This window comes from Providencia sp. PROV156 (genome assembly GCF_028480905.1).
Lineage (GTDB): Bacteria > Pseudomonadota > Gammaproteobacteria > Enterobacterales > Enterobacteriaceae > Providencia > Providencia hangzhouensis.
Map to the genome: position 1 here is coordinate 19,128 of NZ_JAMPPE010000024.1, position 14,442 is coordinate 33,569.

The following is a 14,442-nucleotide window of genomic DNA, read 5'->3' on the forward strand; positions in this document are numbered from 1 at the left end:
CAATAATGAAGCTATACATGTTTTATGTGGGTGGTAACGCAGGTAAATCTAATATTGAAGTGCATGATGTTCAGTTTGTGGCAGCAGAGCAACCTACAGATGCTTGGCCGACATTAAGAGAAAATTGGTTTGGTGATAAAGACAAGATCCATATTGATGGCTATGCAGTGATTAATTGGGCAGATGGGTTTGAAATAGAATTACGAAAAGAACCCTCAACAAGTGAATATCGCCTTTATTTTGTTAATGTAGGTGGATATATTCCAAGCAACCTTGCGGAATTACACGAGTTTGATTTATTCGTTGCTAAAACTGCACATGAGGCTAAACAAAAAGCACTTCAGGCGCTATTAACAAATAGTCAGCAACAACATAAAGATAATTTGAAAGATGTGGATGATTGCTTATTACTACAACAAGTTGGTGATTTTTATATACATCTAACTGAAAATAAAAATGGAAATCACTTTATTCCTCAGTGGCAAGGTTACCAGCCAATCGGAATATAAAATAATACCAAGGGTAGTGTTATTCTACCCTTGGTAAAAATTACTGACCTTGTACAGGGGTATTAGGCGTAATTTCTACAACTGCAACTTTAACCATATATTGTTTACCATTTTCTCCTTTAGGAGCATCTGCAGCAATTTTTTTCAGTGTTTCATCTGGCTGAGCTGTTTGAATTGATGTTGAATATTGCATCATACCACGGTGACGATTTGCATAATTAGAGTGACGATAATTATCACAAGGTCTATCATTATATTGGTGTTGATTTTGGTACCCACCACGGTGCCATGAACCATTCCCATCCCCTGGGTAAGCAAATGTTGAAAAACTGATAGCGATTAAACTTGCACTAAGAATTAATGGCTTTAATATATTCATGTGATATCTCCTTTAGAATATTTATTAATTATCATTCTGCCATTCTAATTATGTAATTCAATTACATTTACTTATCTAAATGAATAAACCATAATTCAATCACTTTATATTCATTATTTTTTCACAATGAAAATAGTTTGTTAATGAAATGAGAGTGAGGTTAAATTATAATTCTCTGTTGGTTTTGTTTTATTGTTTTTCATTGAAAAACTTAGCGAGTTTACTGATTGATATAATTGATGCAACGGCAATATCTTTATTATAATCATCACATAATACTAACAGTCTATCGATGGCGGCTTCTTGTTCAATTGAACAAATATAATCACCTAATGCATTTATTGCAGCTATTTTAACATCATTGTTATTGCCATGAGTTAAGTTAACGAGATTTTTAACGATCTTTTCTTTCATAAAAATAGATTAAATTAGCCTAATAGTATAGAGGTTAGTATAAAACTAGCTAACAAAATAAAAAATGTTTTTTTTATTAATGTTAAGTTAATAGATATAAATTGAATCAATAGTGATAGGAAGGTTTTAGAATAGTTTTCAATATTAAAGTTCGAGTTTTATGAGAAAATAGCAATTGGTTAGGGGGAATATCAAATAGTAGAGCCAAAAGCTCAAATTGTTTATTCAAACTGATATAATCCATTTATACTAGTTCGATTTATCATAAAGTAGAAAGGGTGATGCGTTGAAGCGTATAAAAACAAAATTACTGATTGTACTGCTATTGGCTTTAGGAGTATTTGCATACCATTCTTATACGAGTATTGGTGATTCAGATGTTAAAAATGAAGCACAAAGCTTGGTGGAAAAGAAATTCGGCAACTCATCAGCAGTTGAGTTTAGTGATGTTGAAATAGTACAAAAAAATGAGTTTAAGGAAGGGGAGAGTTATCGAGTTTGTGGCTTATACCATTTATCTTCCCAAGAAGACGCTCTGCCATTTGTTGCGAATGTGATTGTTAAGGAAGGGAGTTTCTCTGAGCATGGGCAGCTGATTATTAGTGAAACACCGGAGTTAAAATTTTCCATTGAACAGTTGTGTGTTAAAAAACAAGCTAATTGATAAAAAAGCGCTCAAAGTAAAAGTTGAGCGCTTTTTTGTTTTCTAGAAAAATTAAATGATTAAGATTTATTCAAAAGAAGTTCAGTTTGAATTTTACAAGCTGAAACAGAATCATTTAATGATTTATTGAAGTCAGCTTCATTAGCAAATTTAGATTTATTGCTACGTACGGTATCAATCGCTGAAGTTAGATTTTTGCGGAGGTCTGACTCAACAGTGGCTAATTGCTTGAGATCGACATTTTCACTTTTCAGTTTAGCAATGGTTTCTTGGGTTAATTCACTGCTAGTTTTGTCAGTGCTGTATGCTTCACTTAGTGCTTGACCTGTGATTTCACAATAATCGTTGGCTATCTCACTAATATTTAATGGGGCATTATCAGCCATAACAAGGGCTGGGGCCAGGCAAAAAGCCAGTAATAAACGCTTCATAGTCATACCTCTATTTTGCACACAATGAATAATAACTCTATCTGGTATTAGAGAAATACTATAGCAGATTAGACCTAAAACGGGGGATGTCGAATGGGTTTTAGCATGATTTCATAAAAAAGAGCCAGTATAAATACTGGCCGCTATAATTAGCAAAAGCAATGTAAATGAAAATTACGTTATATACATTACCATACAACGGTGTGAGGTAAAGCGATTTCCACTTATTTTGGTGAAAGTTAAGATTAAGTATGATCTTGATCAGAGTTTGGATAAATATTGGAAGAGCGTTATTGAAATATAGGAGAGTTAAAACAACCAGCTAGCGATCATGCAGACCACTGCTGGTTCTATTCATAACCTTACAGAGAGCTTATTGTTTTAACCAATGACCATGTTTTAATACATCTTCGACAAGTTCATGTAAAACAATATGTGCTTCGTTATCATCATGAAAGCCTTTAGTTTGAAAGGTTGTTGGGCCATTATCATGAGTAATCAATAGATAACTACCAGGGTAGACTTCTAAAACGCGAGCTTTCAGTTCTGCAATGAAGGATTCATATGATTTTTCAGGGAGCTGAGAAAGTGGGTCATCAGATAACTTAATATTAATTTCCATGCGTTAACCTCTTGTTTATAAATTTAATTAAGCTCAGTTTATTGTTAAGTGAAAGCATAAGCAATAATCTAATTATGATGATTGCAATTTGATTTATTTTGGTGCTGTGAATTAACGTTATTCATTGAGTCAATATTCCAAATAGCAAGTGAGTTAAATATAGTTAATATGATAAATGTTTTAGTTAGAGGATAAGCTAATTAAAATTGATGATGTGAAATAAATAATAGGCTTTTATTTGTTTAAGTGACTATTTGATTAAAATAAATACTATAATTCAATCATTTGATTGGTTTTTTGTTAAATAATAAATGATTTTATCATGCTTATATTTTTCAATATGTTACATGTCTTTTTTTGTAAATGTCTAACTTGTTTTTATTAAAACGTAATGTAGTTAATGATTGTTCAAGCGAAAATCAATTTACATTAAAGATAAAAAAATATAATTTCTGATAATCATATTAAGATGATTTGGCTTTTGTAAGCTGAACTCCTTTTTCTGGAGTTATATTTTAAATGTGAGGTTTTGATTTTCGATTAATTATTTATTAATCGTTCTAATAAAAAAGGAGTGTAATTTGATAGAATTTATAAACTCATTAACTAATTTTATTTGGGGTTCTTTACTTATTTATTTATTACTGGGTGCCGGCCTGTATTTTACTCTTCGGTCAGGGTTTATTCAAATTAGGCATTTTGGCCATATGTTTAGTGTCTTAAAAAATAGTAAACAGTCCGATAGTGCGGGTATCTCATCTTTTCAGGCATTATGTACAAGTTTAGCCGCTAGGGTCGGCACAGGAAATTTAACCGGAGTTGCAATTGCGCTAACAGCAGGTGGGCCAGGCGCTATTTTTTGGATGTGGGTCGTCGCTGTACTCGGAATGGTTACGTCTTTTATTGAGTGTACTCTCGCACAGTTATACAAAACCAAAGATGATAAAGGAAACTATCGAGGTGGGCCTTCATATTATATGCAAAAAGGCTTAAACCAACGCTGGATGGGCGTATTATTTTCCATTTTCCTGATTATTGCCTTTGGTTTAGTATTTAATGCAGTACAAGCTAATTCTATTGCTCAAGCAACCGCAGTCGCCTTTGATTTCAATCCAATTTATGTTGGCATTGGCTTAGTTTTATTAAGCGGAGTTATTATTTTTGGTGGATTGAAATCCATTGCGAAAGTTGCTGAATTAGTTGTTCCAGTTATGGCGTTAGCTTATTTGCTATTAGCTTTTTGGGTTGTTGGGCACCATATTGAACGATTACCTGAAGTTTTTATGCTGATAATCCGAAATGCATTTGGTTTGCAAGAGGCAGCCGGTGGGGCTGTCGGTTATGGTGTTGCCCAGGCAATGACACAAGGAATTCAACGGGGGTTATTCTCTAACGAAGCCGGGATGGGGTCTGCACCAAATGCAGCGGCATCTGCGGCACCTTATCCACCACATCCTGCGTCACAAGGGTATGTACAGATGCTTGGTGTATTTATGGATACCATCGTTATTTGCAGTGCGACCGCCATTATTATTTTATCATCTGGCGTTCTAGAAAGTGGAATGGATAACATTAATGGGATTGAATTGACACAGCTTGCTCTTTCTTCTGCTGTCGGTAGCTGGGGAAGTACGTTCATTGCAATTGCTATCTTCTTTTTTGCATTTACATCAATCATTGCTAATTATGCTTATGCCGAAAGTAATATGATTTTTCTCGAGAATAATCATACAGCTGGGTTATTTATTTTCCGTTTAGCTGCGTTGGGTATGGTGATGTTTGGTGCGCTCGCTGAAATGCCATTTATTTGGAAACTCGCAGACTTATCGATGGGCTTAATGGCGATAACTAATCTAATTGCGATCCTTTTATTATCGGGTATCGCTTTCAAACTTGCTAAAGATTATAACCAGCAGTTAGTTGCAGGCAAAATACCGACTTTTGATATCAATCAACACCCTGAATTAAAGAAACAGTTTGAGGAAGGGATATGGGAAAAAGAAGAAGTTGATAAGTGGGTTGAGAAAGAAACATCTCGCTAATACAAAACATTTTAAGCATAAAATTCTTAGGTGATAGCCTGAGAATTTTTTTTATGAAATATTATCAATGCGTAATAAGAATAAGCGCTTGCATTATAATTATTTGAGCTATAAGGTTTTTTAAGGTGATAAAATAAATGTATTATTACAATAAATATCAATTTCGAAACTAAATAGCTGAGAAAATTATGAAATTGAATCAGTATGCCGCAACGCTGTATGGGGTTATATCAATCTTGTTGTGGAGCACAATGGTAGGGCTGATCCGTAGTGTAAGTGAAAACTTTGGGCCTGTGGGTGGTGCTGCATTAGTGTATACAGTCGGTTCGCTTGTATTGGTACTCGTTATGGGGATACCAAAAATAACGAAATATCCTAAACGCTATTTGTTTTGGGGAACGGTGTTATTTGTTAGCTATGAAATCTGTTTTGTTTTGGCGTTAGGATTAGCTAATAACCGGCAACAAGCTATTGAACTTGGTATGGTGAATTATTTGTGGCCAAGTTTTACTATCGCACTTGCTGTGTTTTTTAACCGCCAGCGTTTCACTTTATTATTAGGATTAGGGTTGGTTTTAGCTTTTATGGGGTTGATCTGGGTAATTTCAGGCAATCAGCCATTGTCGGTGCAAACTATTTTGGCAAATATACAAAGTAATCCCCTTTGTTATTTTTTAGCTTTTATTGGAGCCATTGTTTGGTCATTTTATAGTAATGTTACCAAGCGTATTTCTGGTGGTCACAATGGCATGGTATTATTTTTCATCATGACTTCTATTGGGTTATGGATTTTGTATTTTTTTAGTACGCCAACAGCGTTTATTATCAATAGCGAAAGCCTGTTGTTATTACTCGTTGCCTCTATTGCGACTGGTGGGGCGAATGCATTATGGACATTTGCGGTTATCAAGGGCAATGTGGCTTTTCTAGGGACGCTTTCTTATTTCACTCCAGTTATATCGACAGCATTCGCGTCTATGTTGTTAAGTACCGCATTAACGTTAAGTTTTTGGCAGGGTGTGTTAATGGTGACAATGGGGTCGGTGATTTGCTTTTTAGCGACTAGGCAAAAACCAATACACGGTTAAAAATGGCAGCGCATACTGGTGTAAGCGCTGCAACGGAAAATATACTGAAGTGAAATTTTTTGCGGGCTTATACATTAATAAACTTATTAATGGCGACAGCAACACCATCTTCATCATTGGTTGTGGTGACAAATTTAACCATTTGGCGAATTGGCTCTAAAGCATTACCCATTGCGACAGAAACACTGGCGTATTGCAGCATTTGGATATCATTGTTTTGGTCTCCAATACTCATGACTTTATCCGGTGTAATGCCTAGTTTTTCACAGATACATTCTAACGCAGCGCCTTTACTTGAGGTTTTATTTGATACCTCAAGGAAATATGGGCTTGTTCGAGTTAAAGAGTAATTATCAAAGACATTCTCTGGAATATAGCTGATACCCATATCTAATTTTTCTGGATGGTCAATTATCATAAACTTAGTAAATTCCAGAGAAGAGTCCATTTCATTAACGGGGCAATAGATAAGCGGAGTGTGGGTTAGATAAGCATCTGCCACCGTATAGTGACTAATATGGCTGTTTGCCGTGAACATGCTGTTATCCGCAAGAGCATGCATGTGGACCCCGACATTTCTAGCCAGTTCCTCAAAATATTGGAAGTCAGCGAAATCTAACAAATTTTCTGCCAGATGACTGCCATCATTGGCTTGGTGAATGACACTACCATTATTACTAATACAGTAGTTATCCGCTGTATTTAAATCTAATTCCCGCAGGTAGGGGGATATACCCGAAAATGGCCTACCTGAGGCTAAAATAATATGGACACCTTTTTGCTTGGCTTGTGTGATGGCCTCTTTTACTACGGGAGATATTTGGTGTTGGGAGTTAAGTAATGTGCCATCTAAATCAATGGCGACCAGTTTGATTGACATCCAATGCCTCCTAAAATTCGTGCTTTCTGCCAATACCTTACTCCAATTATTCGGAATGTAAATTATACAAATAGTTATAATTTTTACGCGTACTAGAATAATGAGTATTTGATGTGAAATTGAACAGAATATAACGCAGGAACCCTGTTCAATAGTCAAAGGTTGAAATGACAATGTTTTATAGCATTAGCGTGTGAATCAATAGATTAATGCGGCTAAAATATTCTCACTCATAATTATGAATCAAATGAAGCGGTTGCTTAACATCTAATTGGATTTGGTCATTCTGTCTAAAATCAAATGGCGTAATGCCATATTCCTTACGAAACATATAGGTAAAGTGGGACTGTGACCCAAAACCAAAATCCAGTGCGATATCGAAAATAGACTGGTTGCTGTTGCGCAGTAAGTTAACCGCACCAGCAAGACGGCGTTGGCGGATGTATTTACCCAGTGAAATCCCTGTGACTTCTTTAAAGATTTTTTGCATATGCCAAAGTGAATAGCCTGAATAAGCCGCGAGCTCTTCTAAGTGGATCACGCGCCCTAAGTGTTCTTCTATCCATTTACTCAAAGCATAAACAAGTGCTAAGTGGTTATCTTGTGGCATCTCAAATGTTTTCTAGTTTTACGGTAGCAGAAGTATACACAACTTCATTTCATCATGACAAAGGCTGCTTGTGCGGTATTTCCTATTTTTAGGATAAAAAAAGCACAATCAGAATAAGTTAATGGCCAATAGCACCTAAAATGAGCGAAATTTTTGTAAAAAGAGGTCAATTGCATATTTTCCTCAAATTTAAGGCTCGAAATTAGAGTACCATTTATTTTATAAACGCATTACGTGCAATGCCATAAGTGAAATCAATCATAAAATAGCAGTACCTTAGTATTGTAATCATTTGAAAAATAAAATCATCATAGAAATATGAAGGAATCATCGGTGTTTGGTCGTAAATTAATTATTGTTATAAGTGCAATCTTGGCCTGTATTTTTCTCTATCTTTTAGCGATGGATAGCCTGTGCGACCAAGGTGGAGAGGACTTTATTTTTGGTATTTGTCGTGTAACTGACTTGTTACCATTTTGAATTTGCTTTTTAATGCACAATCCATGATATTGAGTTGGGGTAACTATCCTGCGGTATCATTTTGTTATGTGATGAAAAAAAATAACTAATAGCACCAGCTTCTGGTTCGTAGAATAGGGTAAAAACAGCGCCAGAAGAATGTAGTGTTAATAAGAAAATTCAAATAAACTTGTGTCATTATCATTAGTTTGGGCGATAAAAAGCAAGTAAGAGGACGAAAGGGTAAAGTTATGGCGCAACAGCAACAGACGCTAAAGCGGGGATTAAAAAATAGGCATATCCAATTGATTGCTTTGGGAGGCGCTGTTGGTACAGGGTTATTCCTCGGAATAGCAACAACCATACAAATGGCAGGGCCATCAGTTTTACTTGGCTATGCATTGTGTGGGTTTATTGCTTTTCTTATCATGCGCCAGTTGGGAGAAATGATTGTTCAGGAACCTGTCGCGGGTTCATTTAGCCATTTTGCATTTAAGTATTGGGGTGGTTTTGCGGGCTTCCTCTCAGGGTGGAATTACTGGGTTATGTTTATCCTTGTTGGGATGACAGAACTGACGGCCGCAGGTAAATATATGCAACACTGGTGGCCTGAGCTCCCGATATGGGTTTCTGCCGCGGTGTTTTTTATTGCGGTAAATGCCGTTAACTTGGTTAATGTTCGCTCTTATGGGGAAACTGAATTCTGGTTTGCATTGATTAAAGTTATTGCTGTCGTAGCTATGATTATTTTTGGTTGCTACTTACTACTTAGCGGTCATGGTGGCTCACAAGCGAAAGTGAGTAACTTATGGGAGTATGGCGGTTTCTTTGCTAATGGTTTTAATGGGCTAATAATGGCTTTGGCTATTATTATGTTTTCATTTGGGGGCTTAGAGCTAGTCGGTATTACGGCCGCAGAGGCAGAAGACCCAGATAAAAGCATTCCAAAAGCGATAAACCAAGTTGTGTACCGTATCTTGATTTTTTATATTGGTTCGTTAGCTGTATTGTTAGCGTTGTACCCTTGGGTTGACCTTGATGGCAAAACAAGCCCATTTGTATTAATTTTCCACGAATTAGGGGATTTACTGGTTGCTAATTCGTTGAACGTTGTCATTTTGATCGCTGCGTTGTCTGTTTATAACAGCGGGGCTTATGCGACAAGCCGTATGTTGTATGGTTTGGCACAACAAAGTAATGCACCTAAATTTCTTGCAAAAGTGAATAAAGGTGGCGTTCCAGTCATGGCATTATTAGTTTCAGGTATTGCGACTTCTGGCGGGATTTTAATTAACTTTGTGATGGAAGGTAAGGCTTTCGAATTATTAATGTCATTGGTTGTGACGACGTTAGTTCTGAACTGGATTATGATTTGTGTTTCAAATTTGAAGTTCAGAGCGGCAATGAACAAACAAGGTGTTGAAACGAAATTTAAAAGCATTTGGTATCCATTTGGGAACTATCTATGCTTAGCATTTTTGCTGTTAATTTTAGGGATTATCCTGACAATGGACGGCTTACGTATCTCGGTATTAATTATGCCATTATGGATAGCGGTTCTATGGGTTGGGTACCAGTTCTCAGGGGCTAAAAAGCAAGATTTAGCTAAAAGCCAACAGCTGAGCTAAATTTGATTTTCTGATAATAAAAAGGTCGGTGGGAATATCCCACCGGCCTTTTTATACAGTAATGAAGTACTTAAATTACCATTGCCAACGTAACCAAGCGAATAATACGTTACCGTTATTATAAGTTCCCGGAATATAAGTGGCTTGTAGCGAAAGTTTGTCATATTCCACTGATACCAGAGGAAGCGGTGCTGGGATCGGAATATAGTACATATCCTTGCGGGCAGTAACACTGAGAGTGAAGCCAGCTCCCATGCGAAAACCATCAATGTCCCCGGGGATCCACATTTTTTGGAATGCATAACCACCAATTGGTTCCCAATCATTATGTGAATCTTTAAATGCCATTGCATAGATAGCATGCCAGTCATTGTCTTCATCATAACGATATTTACCAAAGCCCAGACCCCAAGGGCGCTCGTTATATTCATCTGTTTTTTTCTTGTCGTACATTGCACGGTTGTGCCAAGTCACAGCGGGAACGTATAGCTCATATTTGTCTGAGTCCCATGTGGTACTGACATTACTTTTAAATGTATCCCATAAATTTGCTGATTGCTCTTGTGCAACGGCAGGCGATGATATGCAGATTGAGGCGCTCATGAGTAGCGATGCACCTACGGCCAACTGTATGTTTTTATAAACTCTCATTGTAAATCCAGTTCTGTATCGCAGATATAAAAATGATGATTAGCTCGCTAATGATTATCAGATTAGCATTATTATTATAATTTTGAGCGAAATTATTTTAATTAAGATGTACAGAATATAACAGTATTTATTACATAGTTAAGGATAATAATTGGCTGGTCATGGTAGAACCGTTTAATTTTGCCTGTTTTTAAGTAGGATAACCGATAGATAAATTGGATGTTAACTTATCAGATTGGTTATTGAATAGGCTAATCCTCCTAAAAATAACCAATAATAATAGATAAGGTATTTCATTTTCTTATTAATAAAGCCGTTATTTGATAAGAAAAAATGAAAGAGAATTTTTTAATCAAGAATAAGAGAAAACATTGTGTCACTCATTATTGTTGTATTTAACGTTTTGTAATAAAAAGATATTTTTAACAATTTAGGTGATTACGACTAGTAATGTTGATAGAGCAGACATTTATGAAAAATAGCGTGCAAACAAATCTAAAAAGTATGATGCACGTCAAATAATGACTTGTCTCAATGGGATGAAATGAGTGTTATAGGCGGCAGGTATAAGCTGTTGCATGTCAACACGGGTAGGAGCGAGTACTTAAAGGTTTATAGCATATACATTGCTGTGCGTAACCTTGGCTTCTAACTAACAAAGGAACATCACCATGATGAAACGCCAAGAACCACTGACTGAATATCAAGCAAAATGCTTGGCTATCGCTACAGACAAAATATTATCACCAAAACAAAAAGCCAATTTTTTAGCGATAGAGGCCGATAGCAATATTCCTTACCTTGCGATGAGCCAACCCCTAGCGGATGCGTTAAATGAACGTGTTATTTGTGATATGTATGAAGGAAATGCACCGTATAAGCCACGTTATGTATTGCCCGATTATGTAAAATACCTCAAACAAGGTTCAGAATACTTAGAGTTAGCCCCTGCTGAGGACTTTGATGATGCCCTTAATCATCTGATGATTTTGTACCACCACGTCCCTTCGGTAACCAATTTCCCTGTGTTTTTAGGGTATTTAGATAAAGTCCTCATGCCATACGTGGGTGAGTTGACAGAAGAACAACTGTATCCAAAACTAAAAAGATTCTGGGTGCAGTTAGACCGAACTCTACCTGATGCTTTTATGCATGCCAATATTGGGCCAGATGACAACGTTATTTGCCGTTTGATTTTACGTATTGATGCAGAACTAAAACAAGTCGCACCTAACCTGACATTTGTCTATCATCCACAACGCACACCAGAGTCACTTTTCTTACAAGCGATTGAAAATATTTGTGAATGTAGTAAGCCACATATTGCAAATGATATTGTTCATAGTGCGGCATTCGATAAACAAGGTTACGGTATTGTCAGTTGTTATAATGCATTACCTGTTGCGGGGGGCGGAAGCACTTTAGTTCGTATTAATTTGCGCGAAGTTGCGTTACGTAGTCAAAATTCAGCTGATTTTTTAAATGTGCAATTGAAAAAGTATTGTGAGTTACAAATGGAACTCATTGAAACACGTAGCGCATTTTTATATGAGGAATCTAATTTCTTCCAAACCAGTTTTCTTGTTCAAGAGGGGTTAATTGAGCCAGAACGCTTTGCACCGATGTTTGGTATTTATGGTTTAGCAGAGGCCGTGAATATCTTGATGGAAAAAGATGGCGTGAAAGGCCAGTACCAAGCGAATTCACCAGCTTTACCATTGTCTTATCAAATTAGTGAACAATTGGCAGACTTTGTAGAAACAACACCGGTTAAATATGGCTATAAAAACCGAGCTATGCTTCATGCGCAATCTGGGATTAGCTCAGACATAGGAACGACGCCGGGGGCTCGTATTCCATATGGTGAAGAGCCTGATCCTGTGTCGCATATTCAAGCCGTTGCACCTCATCACAAACACTATTTATCTGGGATCAGTGACATTTTAACCATCGATGAAACGATTAAACAAAACCCGCAAGCATTAATGCAATTGTGCAAAGGGGCGTTTAGTTGTGGGATGCGCGAATTTACCGCAAACGTGGCAAGTAATGATTTAGTCCGTGTCACTGGCTATATGGTGCGTTTGTCAGATATCGAAAAATACAAAGAACAAGGTTCTAGAAGCAATACTACCTGGTTAGGTGAAGAAGCGACTAAGAACTGTAAAATTACAGCCCGTCAGCAGCGAGTCATCAGCAATGAGCAATCGATGCGCTACGCTGAATAAGGTTATTCCTTTTTCCTGCGTAGATGGGCCGGGCAATCGGCATGTTATCTTTTTGCAAGGTTGCAATTTACGTTGTTTGAATTGCCATAATCCATATACCATGGCGCTCTGTGACCATTGTGGGGACTGTGTTTTAACCTGTCCTCACAATGGGTTATCATTTGTTGATGGTAAGGTTATATGGGATAGTGATGCCTGCCAGCTCTGTGACACTTGTTTACAAACGTGCACTAAGAATTCAAGCCCAATGACAGTGTCGTTAAGTGTTAATGATGCTATCAATGACTTGAAAAAAAATGTTGTCTTTCTGAATGGTATAACCATTAGTGGCGGGGAAGCAACAACACAATTACCTTTTATTATTGAATTATTTAAAGCGATTAAAGACACACCTGAACTGAAACATTTAACCTGCTTTATTGACAGTAATGGCCATCTTGCTTCTGCGGGGTGGAGTAAGGTAATTGAGTATACTGATGGCGTAATGATTGACTTAAAATCATGGAGCGATGAGTGTGCCTTAAGATTAACTGGGAAAGATAACCAACGTGTATTTCAATCAATTCAATTTCTGGCACAAGCGGGGAAATTGTATGAATTGCGTTTATTATATATTCCTCAGCAAACAGATTATCTAGAACATATTGATAAACTGGCTGATTTCTTAAATCAACTTCCTGCAAACACACGAATAAAAGTTAATGCTTTTCAGCAACATGGCGTAAAAAATGAAGCGGCTAACTGGCCTGCGGCAACCCAAACGGAAGTAGAGACATTTGCCCAGCTATTAAAACAGCGAGGTGTCGGTAATATTCATTTGCCTAATGTGTACTTATAAGTCACGTTAATTTTTCCTGTGTAATATATTTCCCCTTTTTATCTAAGTCATTAAAATTCATTCACTAACCGCTGGTATTTGTTAAATGATATGAGACAATCAAGGCGGTTTTATTGTTTGATTTAAAATGATTTCAGTAAACCTCGCTTATCAATCTATTCAAATGCTTTAGCCGAAAAGGGGAATCACTCATGAGGATCAATGCGTTAACCATAGCCGGAACAGACCCATCGGGTGGGGCGGGTATTCAGGCGGATTTAAAAACTTTCTCTGCGTTAGAGGCTTATGGTACGAGTGTGATGACGGCATTGGTGGCTCAAAATACCCGAGGCGTGCAATCCGTCCAAGACTTACCCCCTGAATTTGTGGCGGCACAATTAGACTCTGTTCTCAGTGATGTGCGAATTGATAGCGCAAAAATCGGCATGTTATTTAATCAAAGTAATATCGCAGTTGTGGCGAAGGCGCTGAAGCAATATCCAATTCCGTATGTGGTATTGGATACTGTAATGGTGGCTAAAAGTGGCGACCCGTTACTATTACCCGATGCGGTTGATGCACTGCGCCAACAATTATTGCCCCTCGTTTCTATAATTACACCGAATCTCCCTGAAGCCGCGGTATTACTAGACGAAAAAGTTGCACAAACAGAAAGCCAAATGTTGACTCAGGGGTATAAATTATTTGAAAAAGGTTGCCAAGCGGTGTTGATGAAAGGCGGGCACCTAAGTGATGCTGAAAGCCCTGATTGGTTAATCACACCTGAAGGTGAATGGCGCTTTACCTCTATTCGCGTAAATACTAAAAATACCCATGGTACTGGGTGTACTTTGTCAGCGGCTTTGGCTGCTCTGCGCCCTCGTTGCTCTGATTGGCAAGAAGCGGTTACGCAGGCTAAAGCCTATTTACAAGCTGCGTTAGAGCAAGCGGACAGTTTAGAAGTTGGCAAGGGGATTGGCCCAGTACACCACTTCCATGCATGGTGGTAGCCTGTAATGA

At 37.3% G+C, this 14,442-nt stretch carries 16 protein-coding genes; 9 read left to right on the forward strand and 7 right to left on the reverse strand.

Translation table 11 applies throughout. The features are described from left to right. Positions 1-5 precede the first annotated feature (5 nt). Positions 6-509: a DUF1543 domain-containing protein gene (locus tag PSF31_RS16340; protein WP_004253444.1), complete on the forward strand. Its 504-nt coding sequence runs from the start codon at positions 6-8 to the stop codon at positions 507-509. Positions 510-549: 40 nt separating this feature from the next. Here the strand turns inward: PSF31_RS16340 and PSF31_RS16345 are convergent, their stop codons facing one another. Further along, the gene (locus PSF31_RS16345; protein WP_004253447.1) at positions 550-888 is read right to left on the reverse strand and encodes a hypothetical protein; all 339 of its coding nucleotides are present in this window, start codon (positions 886-888) and stop codon (positions 550-552) included. A 189-nt stretch (positions 889-1,077) separates the two neighbouring features. Next, positions 1,078-1,302 carry a hypothetical protein gene (locus PSF31_RS16350; RefSeq protein ID WP_094960468.1) on the reverse strand — a complete coding sequence of 75 codons (225 nt, stop codon included), beginning with the start codon at positions 1,300-1,302 and terminating at the stop codon, positions 1,078-1,080. Between the two features lie 286 nt (positions 1,303-1,588). Here PSF31_RS16350 and PSF31_RS16355 point away from each other — a divergent pair, with 286 nt between their 5' ends. Then, positions 1,589-1,966 (forward strand): hypothetical protein, encoded by a 378-nt coding sequence (locus tag PSF31_RS16355; protein ID WP_004253456.1) that lies wholly within the window; start codon positions 1,589-1,591, stop codon positions 1,964-1,966. A gap of 59 nt (positions 1,967-2,025) precedes the next feature. On the opposite strand, the gene PSF31_RS16360 is transcribed toward PSF31_RS16355, so the two are convergent. Further along, positions 2,026-2,397 (reverse strand): hypothetical protein, encoded by a 372-nt coding sequence (locus PSF31_RS16360; protein WP_036957640.1) that lies wholly within the window; start codon positions 2,395-2,397, stop codon positions 2,026-2,028. 373 nt (positions 2,398-2,770) lie between these two features. Then, the gene (locus PSF31_RS16365) at positions 2,771-3,019 is read right to left on the reverse strand and encodes a DinI-like family protein (protein ID WP_004253462.1); all 249 of its coding nucleotides are present in this window, start codon (positions 3,017-3,019) and stop codon (positions 2,771-2,773) included. 581 nt (positions 3,020-3,600) lie between these two features. On the opposite strand from PSF31_RS16365, the gene PSF31_RS16370 reads away from it, so the two are divergent. Together PSF31_RS16370 and yddG are read left to right on the forward strand one after the other, a co-directional pair. Continuing rightward, positions 3,601-5,061: an alanine/glycine:cation symporter family protein gene (locus PSF31_RS16370; RefSeq protein WP_096863886.1), complete on the forward strand. Its 1,461-nt coding sequence runs from the start codon at positions 3,601-3,603 to the stop codon at positions 5,059-5,061. A gap of 188 nt (positions 5,062-5,249) precedes the next feature. After that, positions 5,250-6,149, forward strand: coding sequence for an aromatic amino acid DMT transporter YddG (gene yddG, locus PSF31_RS16375; protein ID WP_096863887.1), 900 nt, complete (start codon positions 5,250-5,252; stop codon positions 6,147-6,149). A 67-nt stretch (positions 6,150-6,216) separates the two neighbouring features. Here the strand turns inward: yddG and yidA are convergent, their stop codons facing one another. Together yidA and PSF31_RS16385 are read right to left on the reverse strand one after the other, a co-directional pair. Beyond that, on the reverse strand, positions 6,217-7,029 hold the full coding sequence (gene yidA, locus PSF31_RS16380; protein WP_096863888.1) for a sugar-phosphatase: 813 nt from the start codon (positions 7,027-7,029) through the stop codon (positions 6,217-6,219). A gap of 226 nt (positions 7,030-7,255) precedes the next feature. Continuing rightward, positions 7,256-7,639 carry a helix-turn-helix domain-containing protein gene (locus PSF31_RS16385; protein ID WP_004253477.1) on the reverse strand — a complete coding sequence of 128 codons (384 nt, stop codon included), beginning with the start codon at positions 7,637-7,639 and terminating at the stop codon, positions 7,256-7,258. 333 nt (positions 7,640-7,972) lie between these two features. On the opposite strand from PSF31_RS16385, the gene mgrB reads away from it, so the two are divergent. Then, positions 7,973-8,119, forward strand: a complete 147-nt coding sequence (gene mgrB, locus PSF31_RS16390) for a PhoP/PhoQ regulator MgrB (RefSeq protein ID WP_004253482.1) — start codon at positions 7,973-7,975, stop codon at positions 8,117-8,119. Positions 8,120-8,349: 230 nt separating this feature from the next. Further along, on the forward strand, positions 8,350-9,726 hold the full coding sequence (locus PSF31_RS16395; RefSeq protein ID WP_036957645.1) for an amino acid permease: 1,377 nt from the start codon (positions 8,350-8,352) through the stop codon (positions 9,724-9,726). Between the two features lie 75 nt (positions 9,727-9,801). Here PSF31_RS16395 and pagP read toward each other — a convergent pair whose 3' ends face one another. Next, positions 9,802-10,377 (reverse strand): lipid IV(A) palmitoyltransferase PagP, encoded by a 576-nt coding sequence (gene pagP / locus PSF31_RS16400; protein WP_004253487.1) that lies wholly within the window; start codon positions 10,375-10,377, stop codon positions 9,802-9,804. 671 nt (positions 10,378-11,048) lie between these two features. Here pagP and PSF31_RS16405 point away from each other — a divergent pair. The 3 genes from PSF31_RS16405 to thiD all read left to right on the forward strand — a co-directional run bounded on the left by PSF31_RS16405 (position 11,049) and on the right by thiD (position 14,432). Continuing rightward, complete coding sequence (locus PSF31_RS16405) at positions 11,049-12,605, forward strand: YjjI family glycine radical enzyme (protein ID WP_096863890.1); 1,557 nt, start codon at positions 11,049-11,051, stop codon at positions 12,603-12,605. Then, the gene (locus PSF31_RS16410) at positions 12,577-13,443 is read left to right on the forward strand and encodes a YjjW family glycine radical enzyme activase (protein ID WP_036957647.1); all 867 of its coding nucleotides are present in this window, start codon (positions 12,577-12,579) and stop codon (positions 13,441-13,443) included. Before PSF31_RS16405 ends, PSF31_RS16410 begins: the two co-directional genes overlap by 29 nt. 191 nt (positions 13,444-13,634) lie before the next feature. Further along, positions 13,635-14,432: a bifunctional hydroxymethylpyrimidine kinase/phosphomethylpyrimidine kinase gene (thiD, locus tag PSF31_RS16415; RefSeq protein ID WP_272683211.1), complete on the forward strand. Its 798-nt coding sequence runs from the start codon at positions 13,635-13,637 to the stop codon at positions 14,430-14,432. Positions 14,433-14,442: the final 10 nt, after the last annotated feature.

Coding starts and splice junctions, on each gene's coding strand:
- PSF31_RS16405 (WP_096863890.1), top strand. CDS start 11,049: ATGATGAAACGCCAAGAACCACTGACTGAATATCAAGCAAAATGCTTG.
- pagP (WP_004253487.1), bottom strand. CDS start 10,377: ATGAGAGTTTATAAAAACATACAGTTGGCCGTAGGTGCATCGCTACTC.
- yidA (WP_096863888.1), bottom strand. CDS start 7,029: ATGTCAATCAAACTGGTCGCCATTGATTTAGATGGCACATTACTTAAC.
- PSF31_RS16410 (WP_036957647.1), top strand. CDS start 12,577: ATGAGCAATCGATGCGCTACGCTGAATAAGGTTATTCCTTTTTCCTGC.
- PSF31_RS16340 (WP_004253444.1), top strand. CDS start 6: ATGAAGCTATACATGTTTTATGTGGGTGGTAACGCAGGTAAATCTAAT.
- PSF31_RS16385 (WP_004253477.1), bottom strand. CDS start 7,639: ATGCCACAAGATAACCACTTAGCACTTGTTTATGCTTTGAGTAAATGG.
- PSF31_RS16360 (WP_036957640.1), bottom strand. CDS start 2,397: ATGAAGCGTTTATTACTGGCTTTTTGCCTGGCCCCAGCCCTTGTTATG.
- PSF31_RS16350 (WP_094960468.1), bottom strand. CDS start 1,302: ATGAAAGAAAAGATCGTTAAAAATCTCGTTAACTTAACTCATGGCAAT.
- thiD (WP_272683211.1), top strand. CDS start 13,635: ATGAGGATCAATGCGTTAACCATAGCCGGAACAGACCCATCGGGTGGG.
- PSF31_RS16365 (WP_004253462.1), bottom strand. CDS start 3,019: ATGGAAATTAATATTAAGTTATCTGATGACCCACTTTCTCAGCTCCCT.
- PSF31_RS16345 (WP_004253447.1), bottom strand. CDS start 888: ATGAATATATTAAAGCCATTAATTCTTAGTGCAAGTTTAATCGCTATC.
- PSF31_RS16395 (WP_036957645.1), top strand. CDS start 8,350: ATGGCGCAACAGCAACAGACGCTAAAGCGGGGATTAAAAAATAGGCAT.
- yddG (WP_096863887.1), top strand. CDS start 5,250: ATGAAATTGAATCAGTATGCCGCAACGCTGTATGGGGTTATATCAATC.